Annotated in this window: 15 protein-coding genes, 4 pseudogenes and 1 other annotated feature; of the genes and pseudogenes, 10 read left to right on the plus strand and 9 right to left on the minus strand. The window is 62.0% G+C overall.

The features are described 5' to 3' along the window. Positions 1–4: 4 nt before the first annotated feature. The 5 genes and pseudogenes from IEW98_RS15255 to IEW98_RS15275 all read right to left on the minus strand — a co-directional run bounded on the left by IEW98_RS15255 (position 5) and on the right by IEW98_RS15275 (position 5,193). Complete coding sequence (locus IEW98_RS15255; RefSeq protein ID WP_188764259.1) at positions 5–1,549, minus strand: Y-family DNA polymerase; 1,545 nt, start codon at positions 1,547–1,549, stop codon at positions 5–7. Beyond that, complete coding sequence (locus IEW98_RS15260) at positions 1,473–2,189, minus strand: ImuA family protein (protein WP_443096439.1); 717 nt, start codon at positions 2,187–2,189, stop codon at positions 1,473–1,475. Before IEW98_RS15260 ends, IEW98_RS15255 begins: the two co-directional genes overlap by 77 nt. A 372-nt stretch (positions 2,190–2,561) precedes the next feature. Beyond that, positions 2,562–3,198, minus strand: a pseudogene (locus IEW98_RS15265) (SDR family NAD(P)-dependent oxidoreductase); the annotation flags it as partial. 24 nt (positions 3,199–3,222) lie between these two features. Further along, entirely contained in the window at positions 3,223–3,654 is a 432-nt protein-coding gene (locus IEW98_RS15270; protein ID WP_188764263.1) for a VOC family protein, read from the minus strand. Between the two features lie 322 nt (positions 3,655–3,976). Further along, a protein-coding gene (locus tag IEW98_RS15275) for an IS3 family transposase (RefSeq protein ID WP_188764265.1) occupies positions 3,977–5,193 on the minus strand; the annotation gives its coding sequence in 2 pieces (ribosomal slippage) (positions 3,977–4,941 and positions 4,941–5,193; 1,218 coding nt in all). A gap of 326 nt (positions 5,194–5,519) precedes the next feature. Here IEW98_RS15275 and IEW98_RS15280 point away from each other — a divergent pair. The 7 genes and pseudogenes from IEW98_RS15280 to istB all read left to right on the plus strand — a co-directional run. Further along, the gene (locus IEW98_RS15280; RefSeq protein WP_188764267.1) at positions 5,520–7,007 is read left to right on the plus strand and encodes an aldehyde dehydrogenase family protein; all 1,488 of its coding nucleotides are present in this window, start codon (positions 5,520–5,522) and stop codon (positions 7,005–7,007) included. Between the two features lie 293 nt (positions 7,008–7,300). Next, positions 7,301–7,353, plus strand: a sequence feature (sul1 is cis-regulatory element that is thought to sense ions involved in sulfur or methionine metabolism; They are found in Alphaproteobacteria). A gap of 71 nt (positions 7,354–7,424) precedes the next feature. Continuing rightward, positions 7,425–8,909, plus strand: a complete 1,485-nt coding sequence (locus IEW98_RS15285) for a SulP family inorganic anion transporter (RefSeq protein WP_188764269.1) — start codon at positions 7,425–7,427, stop codon at positions 8,907–8,909. A gap of 13 nt (positions 8,910–8,922) precedes the next feature. Further along, positions 8,923–9,768: a universal stress protein gene (locus IEW98_RS15290; protein WP_188764271.1), complete on the plus strand. Its 846-nt coding sequence runs from the start codon at positions 8,923–8,925 to the stop codon at positions 9,766–9,768. A 127-nt stretch (positions 9,769–9,895) separates the two neighbouring features. Further along, positions 9,896–10,297 (plus strand): annotated as a pseudogene (locus IEW98_RS15295) (ATP-binding protein); the annotation flags it as partial. Beyond that, positions 10,288–10,425, plus strand: a pseudogene (locus IEW98_RS15300) (IS3 family transposase); the annotation flags it as partial. The pseudogenes IEW98_RS15295 and IEW98_RS15300, both read left to right, overlap by 10 nt. A 195-nt stretch (positions 10,426–10,620) precedes the next feature. Further along, positions 10,621–12,081, plus strand: a complete 1,461-nt coding sequence (locus IEW98_RS15305; RefSeq protein WP_188764289.1) for a M48 family metalloprotease — start codon at positions 10,621–10,623, stop codon at positions 12,079–12,081. A gap of 102 nt (positions 12,082–12,183) precedes the next feature. Continuing rightward, positions 12,184–12,678 (plus strand): annotated as a pseudogene (istB, locus tag IEW98_RS15310) (IS21-like element helper ATPase IstB); the annotation flags it as partial. A gap of 159 nt (positions 12,679–12,837) precedes the next feature. On the opposite strand, the gene IEW98_RS15315 reads toward istB, so the two are convergent. Continuing rightward, a protein-coding gene (locus IEW98_RS15315) for an IS630 family transposase (protein WP_188764273.1) occupies positions 12,838–13,895 on the minus strand; the annotation gives its coding sequence in 2 pieces (ribosomal slippage) (positions 12,838–13,403 and positions 13,403–13,895; 1,059 coding nt in all). Positions 13,896–14,182: 287 nt separating this feature from the next. Between IEW98_RS15315 and IEW98_RS15320 the strand changes: the two genes are divergently transcribed. Next, entirely contained in the window at positions 14,183–14,368 is a 186-nt protein-coding gene (locus IEW98_RS15320) for a hypothetical protein (RefSeq protein ID WP_188764275.1), read from the plus strand. A 123-nt stretch (positions 14,369–14,491) separates the two neighbouring features. Here IEW98_RS15320 and terL read toward each other — a convergent pair whose 3' ends face one another. Genes terL through IEW98_RS15335 form a run of 3 tightly spaced genes read right to left on the minus strand, consistent with a single transcriptional unit; the run spans position 14,492 to position 18,065 of the window. Further along, a complete protein-coding gene (gene terL, locus IEW98_RS15325) occupies positions 14,492–16,000 on the minus strand; it encodes a phage terminase large subunit (RefSeq protein WP_188764277.1) in 1,509 nt (502 codons plus the stop codon). Continuing rightward, positions 16,000–16,620, minus strand: coding sequence for a DUF5681 domain-containing protein (locus IEW98_RS15330; protein WP_188764279.1), 621 nt, complete (start codon positions 16,618–16,620; stop codon positions 16,000–16,002). The genes terL and IEW98_RS15330 overlap by 1 nt, the downstream gene beginning before the upstream one ends. After that, on the minus strand, positions 16,617–18,065 hold the full coding sequence (locus IEW98_RS15335; RefSeq protein WP_188764281.1) for a site-specific DNA-methyltransferase: 1,449 nt from the start codon (positions 18,063–18,065) through the stop codon (positions 16,617–16,619). The genes IEW98_RS15330 and IEW98_RS15335 overlap by 4 nt, the downstream gene beginning before the upstream one ends. Before the next feature lie 1,050 nt (positions 18,066–19,115). On the opposite strand from IEW98_RS15335, the gene IEW98_RS15340 reads away from it, so the two are divergent. Together IEW98_RS15340 and IEW98_RS15345 are read left to right on the plus strand one after the other, a co-directional pair. Further along, entirely contained in the window at positions 19,116–19,748 is a 633-nt protein-coding gene (locus IEW98_RS15340) for a hypothetical protein (protein ID WP_188764283.1), read from the plus strand. Between the two features lie 80 nt (positions 19,749–19,828). Then, positions 19,829–20,713: a ComEC/Rec2 family competence protein gene (locus IEW98_RS15345; protein WP_188764285.1), complete on the plus strand. Its 885-nt coding sequence runs from the start codon at positions 19,829–19,831 to the stop codon at positions 20,711–20,713. Positions 20,714–21,306: the final 593 nt, after the last annotated feature.

The raw sequence follows: 21,306 nt of genomic DNA on the forward strand, positions 1-21,306 counted from the left end.
ACAGCTAGCCGAAGATGCCGTGGATGAACCAGTTCTGCGCCCCGGTATCGGGATCCTCGCCGTCGCCGGCGCGGAACAGCCAGAAGCGCTCGCCGGCGTCATCCTCGACCTGAAAATAGTCGCGCACCGCCACCGTCTCGGCGTCGCGTTTCCACCATTCGCCGAACACCCGCTCGGGGCCATCGGCGCGCCGAACCCGGCGGCGGATGCCCCGCCAAGTAAAGGCGGCCGGCGGATGATCGGGCAGCAGCGCCAGCGTCTCGATGCGCTCGGGCCGGCTGAAGAGCCGGGATGGACGGGGCCATTCGCCCGACCAGTCGCTGCCGCCTTCGCTTGCCAACGCCGCCACCCGGCGGACCGAGCGCTCGGGAACGTCGCTCGCCACCGGCGCGAGCCGGTAGAGGCTGCCGTCGCCGACGCGGTTGGCGAGCACGTCGATCAGCTCGGAGATGTCGGCGACTGGCGTATCGACGAGGTTCGAATTACCGGCCCGATAGTCGAGCGGTTCGGCCAGCGGGGCTGAAAGCACCATGGTCTCGATGCCAAAGCCGGGCGACACCGTCTCGATACGGTCGCACAGCAGCCGGGTGATGCGCTTGCGGTCACGGATCGGCCTGGCGGTGCCGACGCGCACGGATTGGCAGGCATTGTCGACGCGGTAGAACAGCAGGTCGAGCTTGCGGGCGCCGAGGCCGCGTTCTTCCAGCACGATACACAGCAGGTCGACCAGCTTGGCGATGTAGCGGGCGATGGTCTCGGCAGCGGCAATGGGTTCGGCAAAGGCCTGGCGGACGCGGATCAGTTCGGGAGCTTCGATCAGCGCAAACGGCTCGCTGCTGTGGCCGAACATCTGGTCGAGGCGGCGACCGACCTCGGAGCCAAAGCGCAGCGCCAGCGGCGCCCGCGGTGTTGCCGCAAGTTCGCCAACCCTGTCGAAGCCGAGGCGGCGCAAACCGTCGATCATAGCCGCCGGCAGACGCAAGGCGGCGACCGGGAGCATGAGCAACGGGGCATGGTCGCCGGCATCGATCGCAGTGATCGGCGCGGCGTGGAAGCGCGCCAGCGCATGTGCCGCGCCATAGCTGCCGGCAACCGCTACGCGCGCGGTAATCCCGACCGCCGCCAGGCGCTCTATCATGTTGCTCAGTGTCGCTGTTTCGCCGCCAAACAGGTGCGTCGCCCCGGTGATGTCGATCATCAGGCCATCGGGCGGATCAGTGGCGACCACCGGTGCGTAGCGCCGCAACAGCCACAAGGCGAGGCGATCGAGCGCCTGCGCATCTGCCGCCGGGTCGGCGTCACGGACAATGAGACCAGCTACGAGCGCCTGCGCCATCGCCGCCGCCATCCCCGGATGCACACCGAGGCGCCGGGCAGCCGCATCGGCGGCGATGACCACCCGTTTGCGCCCGTCGCGGCCGACAAGGATCAGCGGCCGCGCATCGTCTTGAGCCGGTGCCTCTGCTGAAGCGTCAGGCGACCCGCCGATAGGGCGCCGCAGCCGATCGGTCGGCCAGCTCGGTAGATAGAGCGAGGCGACCCTGGTCATCGCAGGCATCGACGATGAAGTCGGCACATTCGCCGGCTCGTGCCCGGATCAATTCGACGAGCCAGCGCGAACGGCCGATGCCCGGCACCGGCAGTGGTGCCGACGGCAGGGCACTGATCCGCCAGCGCGTCACGCTGGCGGTTGGTTGGCCAAAGTCCGACGCCTCGGCCGTCCGCCGCCAGCGCCGGATGGCAATCGCCAAGGTTCCCGATTGTTCGGCGACGAGTTGCAATCGCCGCGACGCCGTCATCGACAGCTCGGCGACCTCGCCAACAACCCCGGCCATGCCGCCATGACGCAAGCCCTCCTCGAAACACGCCAGAACGCTCTTCTCGTCGCCCACCTCGGCATAAATCACCCGGTCGGGATGCAACCCGGCCTGCGCCATTCCCGGCGCGAACAGGTCGCGCCGCGTCACACACCACAGAATTTTGCCTGATGTCCGAGCCATGATCCCGGCCGTGAACAACGCCGCTGCCGCGCCGTCGATGGCACCGTTGCCGCCGCCGGCGACCTCGTGCAACGCCCCGAGCGCCAGCCCGCCAAGCGGCAGGCGCGCATCGATCCCGGCGACGCCAAAGGCCAGCGCCCCATGGCATATGCGATCGACCGCCTCGATCTGGCGGATCCGCTCGCGCACGGCTTCAAGGGCAGCATGAGACGGCACGGCTGTAGACTTTCGTATTGCGAGACTCGATTCATGTTCGCTGTTTGTTCCGCTAAACATGCCGGAAGTCAAGAATTGGGACCGCAGATTCGTAAAATCGGCACTGTCAAACTAACCGAAATTTGGTCTTAAGCCGGCTGGTTCGGCCTGAAATTGTCCGAAGACGCAAATTTTTCAGGCGAACAGAGTGGAATTTTATGAAGAACAACAAGGTTTATCTGCGCCGAGAAATCGGCCACATCCAGATCGGCAAATAGGCTTTAGACTGCCTTGCCATAGGCTACACCGGCGCTGGCCGGGCGATTGTCCGCGCACAGTGGCGTCGACCGTGTAAAGCGAAGCGGTTGCCGGGACCGCTTTGGCAATCGCCTCACCATGGTCGCGCGCCGGCCGGTTCATCTCGCTAGCAAAGGCGCCCGGCGCGATAGAGGTGACGTTTATCGCATCGCGCACCAGCCGCGCCGCCATGCGTTTTGTCAGGTAGATCAACGCCGATTTAGACGCATGATAGCTGTACGTCTCGCCACGGCTCAGCCGCATGTCGTCGATTGAGCTAATGTTGGTAACCTTGGCCGGCCACTCCAGGCTAGCTGACGCTTTCAGCGCCGCATGAAGCGCCTGCGTCAGGAAAAACGGCGATTTCAGGTAAAGGTCCATGACCTTGTCCCAGCCACTTTCCGGAAAGTCCTCGAACGGCGCCCCCGGCATTGTTGACCAGGATGGCAAGCTGCGGCTCAAGCGCGGTGAATTGTGCAGCGAGCGCCTGACATCCTGCAACTGTCGATATATCCTGCGGGAGCGCGATGCAGCTTGGGCCAAGCTCCGCCACCGCGGCCTCACACGCTGCCGCTTTACGCGACGAAATATAAACCTTGGCCCCCTGCGCGATGAAGCCGGCGGCGATCATCTTGCCGATGCCACGGCTACCGCCCGTTACCAACGGCACGCGTCCGTCGAGGCGAAACAGATTGCTGGTGTCCATGGCTTCATCGTGACGATAAAAAACTTACGAGGCTATGCGCGCTGGTTTGGCGGCGGGCTTGAACTCGATCAACTCGATTTCATGCCCTTCCGGATCGAGTACAAAGGCGATCCGCATGGGCCCCAGGTCATAAGGTTGACGCTCAGCAGTGGCACCGCTGGCCAGGGCAAGGGCAAACGTCTGGTCAACGCTGCGCGTGGTCATGCCGATCGGACCATGCGCGTTGCCGATCGTCAGGGCGCGGCCATCCTTCCACCGCAGCAGCACGAGATTGAAAGTCTGTCCAGGCTGCACCAGCATCGCTTCCTCAATCTCTGGCATATCGATGCGGTCACGAACCGCGAAGCCGAATGCTTCGGAATAAAATGACACCATGGCTTCGAGGTCGTCTACCACGAGCTTCAGGAAGCCCAGTGCCATCCCCAGTCCCGCCGTTTTTACAGGTTCGGTTGTCATGTTTATCAGCTCCAAGACAATGTAATTAGGGTACGCACAATAAAATTAAGGCACGTGTGGTGAATGCGATGCTTTGGCCACGGCAATTGCGAAATTGGCCCGCCCCTCCGGCAACCATGCCGCCTTCGATCACCAAATTGTGGCAGTTAATGTTAGTGTAGCGGAACGAGCTTTGCAGATCTACCGCCTCACTAGCGCCAGCAAACCATTGCGGCGCAGCAGACAGGAGGACTTGTTCCCCGGCATAAATCACCCGCGTCGCGGCAAACACAATAGTAAGATCTGACCTTGCCCGCGCGCGGCATCTCCCTTGACGCGCTGATTATGCTGCCAGGCTGATTTGCCTGGCAAGCCATTTTTGTTCGAACGCCATGGGACTGGCATAACCCAGGGTCGAATGAAGCCTTCGGTGATTGTAAAAGACAATCCAGTCCATGACCTCGTCCTTGGCTTGGCGCCGCGAGCCGAAGCGCATGCCGTGGAGCCGTTCGACCTTCAGTGATCCGAACAGCGTTTCGGTGACCGCATTGTCCCAGCAATCGCCCTTGCGGCTCATCGAGCTTTCCATTTTGAAGTCCCGCAGGAGCTGCCGGTAGTCATTGCTGGCGTATTGACTGCCGCGATCGGAATGGAAGATCAGGCCTGGTGCCGGATGCCGCCGGAACCAGGCCATCCGCAAGGCATCCATCACCAGCGTCCGCGTCATGCGCTCGCCCATTGCAAAGCCGACCACCTGCCGGTTGAACAGATCGATCACCACAGCAAGATAGAGCCAGCCTTCATCGGTCCAGATGTAGGTAATGTCGCCTGTCCAGACTTTGTTCGGCGCGTCCACGCTGAAGTTGCGCGCCAGCAGGTTCGGCGCGATCGGCAGATCATGCGCGCTGTTCGTGGTGGCCTTGAAACGCCGCTTGCCACGGGCTTGCAGGCCCAGCGACTTCATCATCCTGCGCACCCGCTCCTTGCCCGCACGAATGCCGCGCGCAGCAAGCTCGCGCCATTTCCGCGGCCAGCCATAGGCGCCCTTCATCTCGGCAAAGACCGCCCTTATGTGCACCGCCAACGCCGTGTCGCTGAGCCGCCCGACCGCTTTGTAACGGCCTGGCTGAACAGCCGGCCGGTTCGGGCCAGCATCGGCAGCTTGCCGCAATCGGTGTTGGTGGTAGCCGCTCGCGCTGACCTGCAGAACCCGGCACTGGACCACGATCGGCCAGATGTCACGATGTCGCTCGACAAAGGCATACCTCACAGCGACTCCCTCGCGAAGTATGCCGTCGCTTTTTTTAAGATATCGCGCTCCATGCGCACCCGCGACAGCTCGGCCTTCAGCCGCGCAATCTCCATCTGTTCGGCGGTCAACGCCTTGCCGCGAACGTCTCGAAGCCGCCCCGATGCTTCGGCCTTCACCCAGTTGTCCAGCGATTGCGCCGAAACCCCCAGCGTACGCGCCACCCCCAACAGCTTCTCGCCGCCACGCACCAATCGTACCGCCTCCTGTTTGAACTCAAGCGTATAGCGCGCCCGCACGCCGTCTTTCATTCCAGATACCCCTTCGATGAACTGATCCTATCAGCCAAGGGAGACGTCAGGCAGGGGCAAGGTCAAACCGAGCCTGACAAAATCTCGGACGGCATTCGCGAAAACGACTTCGCTCCAGTCTGGGCGGCGGGTGCTGACACCGGGTCTGTATGCAATCTTATAATTGGGCGCGCCATCCAGCAGGTAGCTTTCCCACGTCACCGACCGCTTCGCAGGCGGCGATCGTTATTACGGCATCGGTGCATCATTGACATGGAACTGGCGACAGGATCCTGCCAGAGCGGGTGCATGCTCGCCGAAACCGCCTGAACCGAAGGAATAACGACATGTCGATCCTCGAAGCCGCAGCGACCACCTTTGCGATTGACGAGGAGGATGGCGCGGCCATTGCCGCATTGGCTGAAGCATTCGAGCGGCAACGCGCTGCCTTTGCTACCGAGCGCATGCCGACGCTGGCGGCACGGCGCGAGCGACTGGAAGCTTTGGTCGGCATGATGCTTGCCAATCGCCAACGCATCTCTGCTGCGATCTCGGACGATTTTGGTGCGCATCCAGTGCCCGCTTCGGACCTTATCGAAGTCCTAGGCGTCGTCGGGCGGGCGCAGTATGTGCTGGCGCACCTTGAAGAATGGACAAAGCCCGATCCGCGCGAGGTCGGCGCGGCGATGGGCACAGCCCATGCCTATGTCAGCCACCAGCCCAAGGGCGTGATCGGTAACATTGTGCCATGGAACTTTCCGTTCGATCTCTCAGTCGGCCCACTGACCGAGATGCTGGCCGCTGGCAACCGGGTTATCATCAAGCCATCTGAGTTCACGCCTGCGTGCGCTTCTTTGCTCGCCGAAATGATTGCAGCGACCTTTGACCCCAGCCTCGTCCATGTCGTGATTGGGGGCCGCCCTCTTGCAGAAGCCTTTGCCGCGACGCCGTGGGATCACTTGCTTTACACTGGCAGTCCGGCGATCGCGCGGCGGGTGATGGCAGCCGCCGCGGCAAACCTGACGCCGGTGACGCTTGAGCTCGGCGGCAAGTGTCCCGCAGTGATGACGCCGGGCTCGGTCACGGCGGCCAATGTCGAATCAGTGATCGGTACTAAGACTGTAAAAAATGGCCAGATGTGCGTTTCGGTCGACTACGCGTTAGTGCCACGGGGTGAGGTTGAGGCTTTTGTCGGTCATGCACAGGACTACATGCGCCGTTCCGTGCCCGACTACGCCAAGAGCGACGATTGCACCGGCATCGTGTCGCCACGTCACCTGGCTCGCCTGGTTGGGCTTTTGGAGGAAGCCAGGGAGCGCCAGACGCGGATCGTAACATTAGAGGATGGCGGCGTCGTTGATCCAGAAACGCGCCGGATGCCGCTTTCGCTGATTGTTGACCCAGCCTCTGATCTACGTGTCATGGAAGAAGAGATTTTCGGGCCACTGTTGCCCGTCGTGCCTTACGACAACCTCGCCGACGCGGTGGCGCGGATTAACGCCGGCGAGCGGCCGCTGGGCCTTTATGTCTTCGGTGACGATGCAAGCGTTACCGACGGGGTGCTTGCAGCAACAACCTCGGGTGGTGCTGCCATCAACACATGCGCGATGCAGAGTGCTCTGCCTTCGATGGGTTTTGGAGGTTCGGGAATGAGCGGCATGGGCCGCCACCATGGCATCGAAGGGTTCCGCGAGTTTTCCAACCCGCGCGGCATCTTCGTGCGCGGTCAGGACGATCACATTGCTGCATTTTACGCGCCGTATGCCACGGCTGCGGCAATGGTCGACGCTGCGCTCGGTGGCATTGAGAATCTGGCCGTCGCTAACCCTGGTTGATGGCGCCGGCTCGCGGCCCGTCCAGACCCGGTCGAATGTGGATCGGCCCTTTAATTGCAGGATGGTCTCAAGTCGCAGTGGCGGCTCGTAGCCGGGGGTCATGGTCCTTTTCGAGGTCATGGCTGTGGATAGGCGCCGAAGCGGGATCCCATGATATCCGCGCTAAACACCTCCAGTTGTTCTGGAATCTCAAGTTGTGCGGGGTCCCGCTTCGGCGCCGGTCCACACTTTTGCTGGCGAGATAGCAGCGCAGGGTTGCTTTTCCGTACTGCAACAGGCTAGGTGGCAGATGAGATGGACCCGTATTACCGGGTGGCTTGGCCGGGCGCCTATCCCTCGGATAACCAACTGCGGCACTCTTATTCGCGCTGATTGATCGGCCCGATTGCCCCGCTATTGTTTCAGGTTACGCTTCAAATGCTATCAATCGCCTCGCTTCGCCGCGAATGGCTCTCCAACCCGCGTGGTGACATCCTCGCAGGTATCGTCGTCGCGCTTGCGTTGATCCCGGAGGCTATCGGCTTTTCGATTATCGCAGGGATCGATCCGAAGGTCGGCCTCTATGCATCCTTCTCCATTGCAGTGATCATTTCGCTGGTTGGCGGCCGGCCCGGGATGATCTCCGCCGCCACCGCCGCCATTGCTGTTCTCGTGGTCCCGCTAGTTCGCGAGCATGGGGTCCAATATCTTTTCGCCGCGACCATTCTGATGGGCATCGTCCAGTATATTGCGGGCCTGCTGAGGCTGGACCTGCTCATGCAATATGTGTCCCGCTCGGTCATCACCGGCTTCGTCAATGCGCTCGCCATCCTGATCTTCATGGCGCAGCTACCGCAACTGACCAACGTTGGCTGGGAAACCTATGCAATGGTCGCCGGCGGCCTTGCCATCATCTACCTATTTCCGTTGCTGACAAGGGCCGTGCCATCGCCACTGGTGGCCATTGTCGTCTTGACGCTGGTTGCGATTTTCGGCGGTATCGGGGTCAACACCGTCGGTGACATGGGCGAACTGCCCTCGGCGGCGCCGTTCTTTTTCATCCCCGACGTGCCCTTCACCTGGGAGACACTGCAGATAATCCTGCCGTTCTCATTGACCATGGCCGCAGTCGGCCTCCTCGAGTCCCTGCTGACGGCGCAGATCGTCGATGACCTGACCGATACAGGCAGCGACAAGCGCCGCGAAACCAAGGGTCAGGGCATTGCCAATTTCTTCACTGGCTTCTTTGGCGGCATGGGCGGTTGTGCCATGATCGGGCAATCGGTGATCAACGTTAAATCCGGCGGCTCGACGCGGCTGTCGACAATGGTCTCGGGTGTGTTCCTGCTGTTCCTCATCGTCGTGCTGGGGCCGCTCGTCAGCCGCATCCCGATGCCATCGCTGGTCGCCGTCATGATTATGGTGTCGATCGGGACGTTCAGTTGGAGCTCAATCAAGAACCTGCGCGTCCACCCGTGGCAGTCATCGGTGGTCATGGTCGTGACGGTTGTTGTTGTCGTCACCACCCATGATCTCGCACAAGGCGTGCTCGCCGGCGTTATCCTGAGCGGGCTGTTCTTTGCCAGCAAAGTCCAGCGCATGTTTACCGTCATCCCGGCGTTGTCGGAGGACGGCCGCACCCGCACCTACACGATGACCGGCGAGGTGTTCTTCGCGTCCGCCGATCGCTTTGTTGCCGCCTTCGACTTCAGGGAGGTCGTCGACCGTGTCGTCATCGATGTCTCCAACGCGCGTTTCTGGGACATTTCTGCCGTGGGCGGACTCGACAAGGTGATCCTGAAGTTCCGCCGCGAAGGTGCCGAGGTCGAGGTGCTGGGCCTGTCCGATGCCAGCGCCACGCTGGTCGATCGCTATGCCATTCACGACAAGCCAGGCGCCGCCGACGCGCTTGGCGCCCACTAGGAGTTCGTGCCTCATGCAACGCCACATTCTCGCCTGCCTCGATCCATCCGCCTATGGCGTCAGCGTCGTCGACCTGACCGCCTGGGTAGCCGGGCGGCTGTCGGCAAGCGTCGAACTGCTCCACGTCATCCAGCGCAAGGATGCCGTGGCAGCGCGCGGCGACCATAGCGGCGCCATCGGCCTAGGCGTAAAATCGGGCTTGCTCGAGGAGCTTACACGGATCGACCAGGCCGAAGGCAAGGTCGCCATCGAGCATGGCCGCGAAATCCTGGCCGATGCCGAAGCACGGCTCCGTGCCGCCGGCACAACCGAGATCAAGCAGCTCATGCGCCATGGCAGCATCGTCGACACCATCATCGAACGCGAAGCCGATGCCACCCTTGTCATCATAGGCAAGCGCGGATCCGACCACCAGTTCGCGCCGGACCACATCGGCTCCAACATCGAGCGCGTCGTTCGCGCCAGCGAAAAGCCGGTGCTGATCGCCTCCCGCGGCGCCAGGACGCCCGAGAGTGCCGTGATCGCCTATGATGGTAGCGCGTCTGCCAACCGCGCTGTCGAGCGGGTGGCGGCGTCGCCGCTATTTACCGACATGCCGCTCCACGTCGTGACCGCCGGCAAGGACGACGACGCGTACCGTGCCAATCTCGCGCCGGCTTTGGCAAAGCTGCCGAACGCAACTCCGCACGTCATCGATGGCAGCCCAGAAAAGGTGATTGCCGGCCTCGTGGGGTCGCTGGGCAGCACCATGCTGGTGATGGGCGCCTATGGCCATTCCCCGCTGCGCACGCTCATTGTCGGCAGCACGACGACGGCGATGATCCGCACTGTCCATGTGCCGATCCTGCTGATCCGGTGACGGACAAGGACATCGAGACGGCGCGCCGGCGCATGAGTGGCTCGTAGTCGGGGGTGCTTTTCGAGGTCGCAGCGTCGTGTCAATATCCGTATGCCGGCGCTTCGGTGTGGGCAACGACGTCAGGCGTATGCGGCTGGCCGGTGCGTTCGACGAGGCCGTCACCGCGGGCGTGCAGCGCCAGCGCACGACGCCCGAGATCCTCACCGACCTGCTGCGTGCCGAAGCCGCTCACCGTCATTCTGCATCGATCCGTTATCGTATGAGCGCCGCCAAATTGCCTGTCGTGAAGAATATCGACGCCTTCGTATTCGAAGGCACGCCGGTCAACGAAGGGCTGGTGCGCTCGCTCCACGCCGGCTCGTTCCTCCCGGCACAGCGCAATATCGTGCTGGTCGGTGGAACCGGCACCGGCAAGACTCATCTTGCTATCGCCAGAACCGCCAGCGTCGTCCGCGCCGGTGCCCGTGGTCGCTACTTCAACACCGTCGATCTGATCACCCGGCTCGAAGAGGAGACCCGCGGCGCCAAGCCAAAGACGAGGTCATAAACTGGATTGCCTTTTACAATCACCGACGGCTCCATTCGACGCTGGGTTATGCTAGTGCCATGGCATTCGAACAAAAATGGCTTGCCAGGCAAATCAGCCTGGCAGCATAGTTATTGCGTCAAGGGAGACGCTGCACGCGGGCAAGGTCACTGTCGCTCCACGGTCCCCTTCGGACACCGAAATGGCGGGAGCACAGAAAGAGCGATTGCCGTCAAGATTCAACAATTCCGAAAGCCGTCGTTCATAACCAAGCGGTATAAGTAGTTCTCGTGCGGGAGCCCGCAGGGAGTTTGTAATTGAGCAGGATTTTGCGTACGCCGGCATTGCTGGCCGTTGGCCTTTCGCTGACACTCACTACGCCGGCCCTGGCCCAGCGGGGTGCGGTGACACCGATCACAGCATCGGAGCGCCAGCAGGGCAATGCTGCAAATACTGACATCACCGCAGAGTTCGGAGGGGCTTTCGGAGGCCCACAGGCCCAGTACGTCGAACGCGTTGGCCGCCGTATCGCGGTCCAGTCGGGTTTGGCCAGTGACCCGGGCGCGTTCGACGTCACGCTTCTGAACAGCGCTGTCGACAATGCCTTCGCGATCCCGGGCGGCTATGTTTACGTGACCCGCAATTTGCTTGCGCTTATGAACGACGAGGCGGAACTGGCCGCCGTGCTGGGGCATGAGGTCGCCCATGTTGCGGCTCGGCACAGCGCCAAGCGGGAATCGGCATCAAAGCGCAACTCGATCCTTGGGGCTTTGGGCCAACTTCTCGTTGGCTCAGTCGCAGGCAACTCGGGGATCGGCGGGCTGCTTTCGCGCGGCATCGGCACCGGCTCGCAACTGGCCACTCTCGGGTTCTCGCGTTCGCAGGAAACGCAGGCCGATGACCTTGGCATAAGCTACCTCCCTCGTGCCGGGTACGATCCGATGGCACTATCCTCAATGCTGATGGACCTTGCCGCCCAGAATGATCTTTCCCAGCGCATTGCAGGCACGGCGCGGTCGCTTCCCGCCTGGGCCAGCACGCATCCGGACCCGGCATCGCGCGTCCGGCGCGCCCAGCAGCAAGCGCAAGCTGTTGCAGGACGCGCCGGGGGCGCAGGCGAACGCGGACGCGAGCCGTTCCTGAAGGCGATTGACGGCATGCTGTACGGTGACGATCCCGAGCAGGGCGTGATCGACGGCCGCAATTTCATCTATCCGCCGGGCCGAGTTGCGTTTTCGGTGCCACAAGACTTCACGGTCTCCAATGGTGCGCGAGCGGTATCGATTGCCGGGAACGGCGCCAAAGCACAATTCGCCTCGGCGCGCTACGATGGCGATCTCAGCCGCTATGTGGAAAGTGTGCTCGCGCAACTGGGCGGCAACGCCGGCAGATCCGCGGTAAAGCAGACAAGCGTGAACGGGATACCCGCTGCCTACACCATCACGCAGAGCCAGAGCGGGCAGACGGCGGTCGATGTGACCGTTTTTGCCTACGCACCAAGCCGGGATCGGGCCTACCATTTTGTGGTTGTCGCCCCTGCTGGCCAAGGTCTTGGCGCGCTAGAACCCCTCGTCTCGTCATTCCGAGCCATGACTTCGGGTGACGCGGCCGCTGCCCGACCACGGTACGTGCGTGTGGTGACTGTCCGGGATGGAGACACCCAGGCGTCGATTGCGGACCGGATGGCGTTTTCTCAGTACCGCCTTGAGCGGCTCCGGGTGCTCAACCGCCTTGATCCGGCCAGCCCTTTGCGCGCCGGCGACAAAGTGAAGATTGTTACATTCTGATACCTCGGATCTTCTACGCAACGCTTGCGGAGTTCTTCGCTTGGGAAGCTGGCCAACGAGGACACGCACCGGTTTAGAGTTGCACCGATTGTATGTCGGTGCGGTGACTTTATCGACGGCGGCGACAACGTCGTGCTTATCGGTGGTCCCGGCACCGGAAAATCGCACGTCGCCACCGCGCTGGGCATCCAGGCAATCGAGCACCACCGCAAGAAGGTGCGGTTCTTTGCAACAGTCGATCTGGTCAATGCCCTCGAGCAGGAAAAGGCCATCAACAAAGACGGCCAGCTTGCCGAGCGCCTGCTGCGTCTCGACCTCATCATCCTCGACGAGTTGGGCTATCTGCCGTTCAGCCCGTCAGGCGGCGCCCTGCTGTTCCATCTGCTCAGCAAACTCTACGAGCGCACCAGCGTCGTCATCACCACCAACCTCAGCTTTAGCGAATGGGCCGAAGTGTTCGGCGATGCCAAGATGACCACCGCCCTGCTCGATCGCCTGACACATCATTGCCACATCCTCGAAACCGGCAATGACAGCTTCCGGTTCAGGGCAAGCGCTGCTGCACCCAAAACAAGAAAGGAAAAATCACCGGCTTGACCCACAACCCGCAGCGCGGAACATAACTTCCACCCGGGTCAAATCTCAGAGAAAATCCCCGGTTACTTCTCAGTGGAAATCAACAAACAAACCATAGATCGATTGTCGCACTGCTGAAAGTGCAGCGGCGCCCGAGCTTATACCAGCTCTCACTGACATTTACCCATGGGCCCATTGGCGCAGTCCGATGGACATGATGCGCCACGGCTGATCCGTGAGGCGGTTCCATGCGAAGCAGCAATGGTCGAGGATGTCGTCGTAGGATTTGAAGATGCGGTTCGACAGCCAGTTGTCGCGCATAAACTGCCAGACGTTTTCGACCGGGTTGAGCTCGGGGCATTTCGCCGGCAGCGGCAGCAGGGTGATGTTGGCCGGGATGACCAGACCCGCCGAGATGTGCCAGCCTGCCTGGTCAAGTATCAGCACGGCATGGGCACCGGGCGCCACTGAGGCAGATATCTCGGCGAGGTGGAGCGTCATCCCTTCAGTGGTGCAGCGGGGCAGGACGAGCGCCGCGCCTTTGCCCTCGGCCGGACATATCGCGCCGTAGATGTACGCCGACGTGGTGCGCTGGTCCTTGGGCGCCGAAGGCCGGGTCCCGCGCTTGGCCCAGCGGCGGGTGATGCCATTCTTCTGGCCAACCCGCGCCTCATCCTGCCACCACAGTTCTATGGGTGTCCCGCGAGGGAGCGCCGCCCGGATCGCTGCCACCTGGGCTGGGAAGTTTTTTTAAAAGCCGGGATGGCATCGGCGTCCTGCGTGTGGTGACGCGGGCGCGCCGTCAGCTTGCGGTAGCCCATGGCGCGCAGTTCGCGGCTCAGCGTCTGGGTGCTGATCGACACCGCGAACTCGTCTCGGATCCACTGCACAAGATCGACCAGTCTCCAGCGCACAACGCCGTGCGCTGCAGGGATGGGACCACTCTCGACAGCCGCCGCCAGCGCCGCTCGCTGGGTCGCATCGAGGCGCGGGCGGCCCCCGGGGGCTTTGCCATCGATCAGGCCATCAGGTCCGTCGCGGTTGAACCGCAGCACCCAGTCCCGCACCGTTTGCAGGCCCACCCCACCGGTGCGCGCCGCTTCGCTTCGGCTGCCGCCATCGTAAATCACCGCCAGCGCCAGAAGCCGGCGAACCTGCCCAGCATCGCGCCGAGATTGCGCAAGCCGCCGCAAATCCGTCGCCGTGAAGTCGTCCCGCAAACCCACCGCCGCAGCCATACCAACCTCCCTCGAAAGGAAAGGTTGAATCACATCACAACGCTCTTGGGAATCGCCCGCGTAAGTCAGGCTTCACAATCGTTGGTATTAGTTGTTTTTCCTCTTTTGTTCTCAAGACAAATGACTCATGGAATCGTTGTGCCGATCCGCCCCAGCCAGCGTTGGTTCTACCAGATCGACTGGCGCAAGCTATCACAGGTGATCTGCTTTGATCGCGCCGGCGGGCGCTGCGGACGCTGCCAGCGACCGCATCGGCAGTTGAATACGTGCTTCCAATTACGATCGACGTGATGGAAGCGTTCGGGCACGAAATAGTCGAGCGTCTGTCCGAGCAGACCAGCCTTGAAGAGCTTCTGCAGAGCATTGCCAGCCTCGTATTCTCGCGACAGGACATGGTGCGCCAGATCGACCTCGACTACTTCGAAGAGATACATCTGCGCGAAACAGTTCCCCACGAGGCCGCCTTCGATTGAATCTGTGCGCTAAGCGCCATGTCAGCTTCCTCGATGAACATCCAAATACTCGTGCTAAGAGGTTCTGTATCCATGTAGCGAAGGTTGCGATTAATTATTGATCCGCCGCTTCTCGCGCGTTGCTCATCTGCTAAACTTTTGTCCCTTTGGCCTGCCGGTGAGCGGATCACGTGCCTGGCGACCACGCCATCCCCGTGACCCGGTCCAGTGCAAAAACTGAGTGAGCGCATCGACCTGATCGTCGTGCTTCTTGTTGGGAAAGCCAAGCAGTTCCGCGCGCAGCTCGGCCAGCCAGTCGGCGGTTTCGGGGAGCAAGATCAGGCCAGCCTCAAGCTTGCCGCTCTGCGCCTCGACTCGGGTGTCCTTGTCGAGCGTCGGGTTATAGAGCCAGAGCTTGGTGCCGCAGCTGTGCTCGCGGCGTAGCTCTTGATACAACGGCTTGCCGGTGGCGGCATCCTCGATGATGATCGTCTCGGGCTGCCATTGCTGGGCCAGGCGTATAACCTGTCGCTTGAGATCAGGATAATCCATCCGGCGGCGAAAGACATCGAGCAGGTGCCATTGGGTCCCCATAAATCCAAAGGTCAGACACACCGACCAGTCGCTGGTCGGCTCCGCTGTCATGGCCGTATCCCACGACTGGATAACCGCCTGATAGGCCAGGCGGGGTAGCAGCGCGTCATAGTGGCCGAACCATTCCCAGCGGATGCGGTTGCCACCGGGTGGCGTCGGGTTCTGCTGATATTGAGCTGAGAACGCTGCTGGTCCCATGTCGCGGCGCATGGTCTCCAGGGTTTCGCGGCTTTCGAGTGCCGGGGCCAGCACATCGCCGCGGGCGCGGCGGAACACTCCGCCAAAATAGCTCGGGATCTGCTGCGCTTCTTCAGCAATCGCTGGCAGGTTGAGATGATGGAAGTCGCCTTTGCTGAGCAGATGCGCAACAAAATCGTCCTCGTGAAGACGCTGCTGGATGGCGACGACGGCGCCGTGCTGCTTGTCGTTGAGGCGCGAGTAGAGGGTCTCGTCATAATAGGCCCGGGTCTGCTCGCGGACCCGTTCAGAGCGCGCGTCGCTGGCTTTCATCAGATCATCGATGATGATCAGGTCGGCACCAAAGCCCGTCACTGCGCCGCCCGTCGACACGGCCTTAAAGCTGCCTCGCAGGCTGGTTTCAACTTCGAGCGCGGTGTCACGCATCGCGCTGACTCGGTAAAGTGGGAACAGCCTGCGGTAAGCCGGGCTCGCTGTAACGAGCCGAAAGTCGCGGGCGTGGCGCGCGGCCAGATCGCTGCCATAGCTGGCAACAACGATCTTCATCGACGGATCGCGGCCGAGCAAAAACGCCGGCAGAGCCACGGCCGCCGTCACCGACTTGAGATGGCGCGGCGGCACGGTGATGATCTGGCGGGTGCGCTGGCCTGTAACGACTTGCTCAAGGGCAAAGCACATTGCCTCAAGGAACTGCGAAGATTTGAACGCACGCCCGGGGTGGAGCAGGTCAAAAACTAGGCGCATAAAGACATAGAAGTTGTCGCGGCGGAGCGCTTCGAGGCACGCGGCTTCGGAATGTGGGGCCTTGCTATGGCTGACCTCGCCTCGCGTGGCCTGTGCGTGCGCGCCTATCCCAAGCATCACACTGGCTCTGCCGGGTCGGCGACAGCGCGGCAGGCCATTGCAAACAGCTCGTCGAGAACCTCACCGCCCTTCAACGGTGCGTCGTCGGAACCGGCTGCGGTATCGAGGGGCGCACCGCGATCGGCCGCGGGCGTGACGGGCCCGGCGTGTCTGAGCAACATCGCCAGCACCTTGAGGTCGCCCTCGGCCGCCTTGTTAGCGAGACGGAGCGCGGCAATCTCGCGTTTGGAAACCATAGTCTCGCGGCCGCGCTCGCGCATCACGATCTTCTGGTTCAAGGCTTCATCCAGCAGCGTGTGAAAGTTCTTGGCGCCCTTGGGCCGGCCCTTGGGATTGCCCGAGCGCCCCGGCGCGAACGGTCGTCCTGTCGGTGGTTTGCCAAAACCCACGGCGTAACTCCGTTCAGCGCCGGTGACCGCGGTGACCGCGGCGGCCGCGGCGGCCGCGGCTGTCGTGGCAGTCGTGGCAATCGGTGCGGCGGCTGGCGGTGCGGTCTCTGGTCGTACGACCGCTGGCGGGGCGACCGTCCGCGCAGTTGTTCCCGCCGCCGGCACCGCCGTTGGCACTGCAGCGAACCCGGACCGGGTGCGCTGCCGGATCTGCGGCGCCGCGGTCATGACGCCACCGCAGCGTTGTCGGTGCTGCGGGCTTCGGCCAGCGCTGCCAAAGTCAGGCCGCTTTCGACATGCATCGCCTTTTTGCCGGTGATCTGCTCCCAGCGCCGAATGGCGACATCGACATATTTGGGTTCCAGCTCGATGCAGCGGGCGCGTCGGCCCGTGCGCTCGGCTGCCATGATCGTTGTCCCTGAACCGCAGAATGGATCCAGGATGATCTCACCGCGGCGCGAGACGTCACGAATGGCATCGGCCACCAGCGCTGTGGGTTTGACCGTGGGGTGCGCCGCCAGATCAGCCATGCGGCCTTTGCCAAAACTGTTGGCGCCGGCGTAGCTCCAGACGTTGGTGCGGTAGCGCCCCGTCTCGCCCAGCCCAAAATTGTTGGTGTGGGGTGCACGTCCCGACTTGTAGACAAACACCAGCTCGTGTTGCGACCTGTAGAAGGTTCCCATTCCCCCGGACGATTTTTTCCAAACGCACAGGTTCTTGAGTTCGCTATACGCCGCCGTGCCCGCCGCCAGCATCTCGCCCATGTGGCGAAAGTCCATGCACTGATAGTGGATGCTGCCGTCGACGCTGGCCGCCGCCAGCCGGAAAAAGACCGCGGTCAGGAAGGTTGTGAACTCGGTCTGCGACATCTCGCCCGAAGCCATCGCAAACTCGTCGTGCTTGATGGCGCCCAAGCCGCAGACATGGCCTTGGATCTTCACGTTATAGGGCGCATCTGAGAACACCATCCGGGCCTTTTCGGCACCCATCAGCGCGGCATAGGTCGCGGCATCTCGGGCATCGCCGCAGATCAGCCGGTGATCGGCGAGGATAAAGCAGTCACCCAGGCGGGTGGTCGACGGCACCGCCGCAGCATCGGGCACGACATCATCGGGGTCGGCATCGGTCGCGGCCGGCGCCAGCACGATGGCATCGATCTCGGCGGTAGCAAAGCCGGTGAGCTCGATCGAGAAGTCGAGATCGAGCACTGCCAGGTCGCCGAGCTCCAGGCGCAGCAGCTCGTCGTCCCAGCCCGACAGCTCGGCCAGGCGGTTAGCAGCGATCGCATAGGCGCGGCGCTGCGCCTCACTCAAGTAATCGATGCAGATTGTCGGCACCTCGATCATCCCCACCTCGCGCGCCGCCAGCAGCCGGCAGACCCCGGCCACGACGACCGCTGTTGCATCGACGAGGAGGGGATCAATGAAGCCGAACTCGGCAATGCTAGCAGCGACCTGCGTGATCTGCTTAGGCTTGTGACGGCGCAGCTGGCGCGCCGGTAGGGTCAGCGCATCGACCCGGCGATAGACGATTTGCAGCGGCGGGCCGCCAAGACCCCAATTTGATCCAGCGATTGCGGTAGGGACGGGGACTGCGACCGCAGGAACCGCTGCAACAGGTTGCAGCACTGGCCGCACGCGGGGACGAATAACGGGGGTTTCGGTAAGTGGCATCGTGATATCCTTTGAACAATTGTGAAAACCCGATGCCGACGGGATGTCGGCGGCGGCGGTTCAAAAATGCTCGAAGGAATAATCCCCGTGCTGCTTAGCCTCTTACTAGGCGAATGGCACTGGGTTGCACAAGCCAAAAATAAGAAAGACCCATTGACGAACACTAGTATCCACCGTGAATACAAGTGTTCGGCAACGACCAATCGCGATCGTTACAGTAATCGTGCCTCAGTATGTGTGCGTGGTACTCGAATGGCGCAGAATGGAAAACGTTCCCACCTTCCCCGCCCAGCGCAGGCGGGCAGATCGTTGATACGTCGCAGCCTTTGCTGCGCCATTCGTCACTCGGCTGTTCGCGTCCTGTCAGGCCGCTGTTGACGCCGGGGCATCCTCTGTTCGCGGCCAGAAATTCCGCTGTTCCGTGTGTAGCGGAACCAGGCCCTAACCTACTCAGACTACGCGAGCTTTTCTCGCCATCCGGTTCTCTGGCTGCCGTTCTTTCGCCGATTCCGCTGTAAATCAGGCATTATCAGCGGAATTTACAGCGAGACCAGTTCGCTCCAGACTGCGTCGCGCACCAAACAGCCCGCAGGGTCCGGGATTTGCCGGGATCAAGCGGGATTACGTGGGATTTTCCCCGCCTTTTGCGGAATTTTCCGGCCGGTACTGAGCGTCTCCGAGGCCACCCTCGTCTCTTGGTGTTTAGCTTTCCAAGCTACCTTAGAGCATAATCTCGAGGTGAGAATTCCTGCCCGCTGCACAAGCTGAACCAGCTTAGCGATGAGCGGGCATTATCAACGCCGAGGCGCCGGCGAACAGCGGTTGCAACTATGCTAACACACTGTTGGGTTGTCAGCTTTGTGCCCCAAATTCCGCCGTTCCACGGCCCGACGCACGAGCCCGAAAGCTGCCGCGCTTAGCGGTACGGGAAAAACTCATCTGGACAGGAAACTGCCATGCGCAGGCGCTGCCGGTGTGGAAGCACAGGCTAGGCAAAGAACGTCACGATGTTAGCCGGCGGACGCAACGTGTGGTAGGCAGCTTGCGCCAATGGACAAGCTGCTGCGTTTCTCTGACTACGATGTCTTCGCCTATGTCGTCAGCGGCTTTGCCGCGATCGTCGCCTGGGATCGGGTGTTCACGACCCACTACGTCGTTGGCGCGAAATGGTCGGTCCCCGACGGCATCATCGTGATCGTCGCGGCCTACGTTATCGGTCAGATCCTCGCCTCACCGTCGAGCTGGCTACTCGAGCGGAGGTTGGTGCGACGGGCGCTAGGCCGACCCGCCGATGTGCTCATGCAGGGCAAGCCGACCTCCGGCTGGCGCGGCGCGTTGGCGCGCTCGGTCCTGGCTGACTATTACGCTCCGCTCGACGCCGCGACCGCCGGCCGACTCCGTGAGCTGATGGATGCCGAAAGCATCAAGTCGGGAGAGGCGCTGTTCTGGCGCGCCTACCCCACGGCAAAGGCGCATCCTGTCGCTTACGCTCGCCTGGAAGCCTTCCTGAAGCTATATGGGTTCTGCCGAAACCTGGCATTCGTTGCGCTGATCGCCGCGGTTGCACTCGGCACTAGCGCCGCTGTTGCGGCGGCCCGCTCTGGAAGCGGAGCCGCGGTCTCCGAACACGCCGGCTGGGCGGCAATTGCCTTGATGATTGGCCTCGGCATGCTCCAGCGCTAGCTGAAGTTTCATCGCCTGTTCGCGGTGGAGGTGCTGACGACCTTTGTCGAGACGCTGCGCTCTAAGGAGTCGGTTGAGCCGTGAAGATCGAAATCCATGATGTAGGACATGGAGGCTGCGCGGTCGTAACGTGCCCCAATGGTGCGCGGATCATGGTGGACTGCGGCTTTGACGCCAAACGGGGCTGGTTCCCGTCCGTTGTCTACGGCGGTCAGTTCATCGACGTGTTGGTCATAACCAACCTCGACGAAGATCACGTTGAGGACTTGCCCTACGTGTGGGATCGCGTGACGCTAGGCTCGATCTACAGCAACCCCAGCGTGACCGCCGCGGCGCTCGCGACCATGAAGCGCGAGCACGGCATGGACGAAGGAGTGCGTCAGGCGCACGCGATTCTGAGCCGCTTCCGCCCAGGACACCTTGGTAAAATGGCAGACTCGGGCGAGGTTAGCGCCTGGGGGTACTCGAACCGCTACGGCCTGGACTTTACCGATACGAACAACTTGAGCGTCGCCGCCCTCGTGCGGTGGGGCATGTTCACAATCTTGTTCGCCGGGGATCTCGAAACAGCAGGCTGGCGGACGCTTCTGCACAATCCCGCCTTCGTAGCGGACCTCGCCACCGTCACCGTGTTCGTCGCCTCACACCATGGGCGCGCCAACGGCCGGTGCGAGGAGGTGTTCGAGATCGTTCGGCCGCAGATCGTCGTGTTCTCGGACGATCGGAAGCAGTATGAAAGCCAAGAGACCGACGCTTGGTATCGCCAGCGAGTTTCCGGCATCCCCGTGCTCGATGCCGTGCCGAGCGGCATGCTTCCCAAGAAGCGGCACGTCTACACTACCCGGCGTGACGGCACGCTGACGATCCAGGTTGATGGCACCGGCCGTTATATCGTCACCCCGACCCGCGCCGATCCGCCGTCTGCCTTAAGGCTGCTCGGGCTGCTTAGCCGTCCGGCTGCTTGAGCTCTTCTGGAAGATGGCCGGCCAATAGCGCCGCCATGTTCCCGTAGTTGTCTCGGACATCCGCGACTGTGGATCGGCGTCCAACGCGGGACCCCACCTACTTGTACTAAGGTATTCAGAAGAAGTGAGGATAGGCGTCCAAGCGGGACCCCTCATTTCGCGATACAAATATCTGAAAATGCCCAAGAATATAACTTTTCAGGGGGTCCCGATCGGCGCCGATCGGGACCCCCTCCAATCTCAGGTATATTATCGTTTACAGCTACTTCGCCAGATTCTGGTGGGGTCCAGCTTCGACGCTTATCCACACCTGTGAAGTGTCGGGCGTCCCTAAGATCGGCTAAAAGCGACGCTCTATGGCATTTCGTTCTTGGAAAGCGCGAGTGCAGATCATAGCCTTTAGAAATGGCAGCTATAATCCGCGTTCTCACCATGCAGCCGACACTCGCATGGCTTGGTCAGCTTTCGCCGGATGAGCAGGCCGTGGCTTGAGGTGGTCCCGTCTGTTTGGACAGTTTGGCGGCGAAGTTAAGCTAATCCCGGGTTTCGATCATGCCGCCAGTAGGAGTGTTTCCGATGGCGGGGCTAGCCCC

The organism is Sandarakinorhabdus glacialis, assembly GCF_014643455.1.
Taxonomy (GTDB): Bacteria; Pseudomonadota; Alphaproteobacteria; order Sphingomonadales; family Sphingomonadaceae; genus Sandarakinorhabdus; species Sandarakinorhabdus glacialis.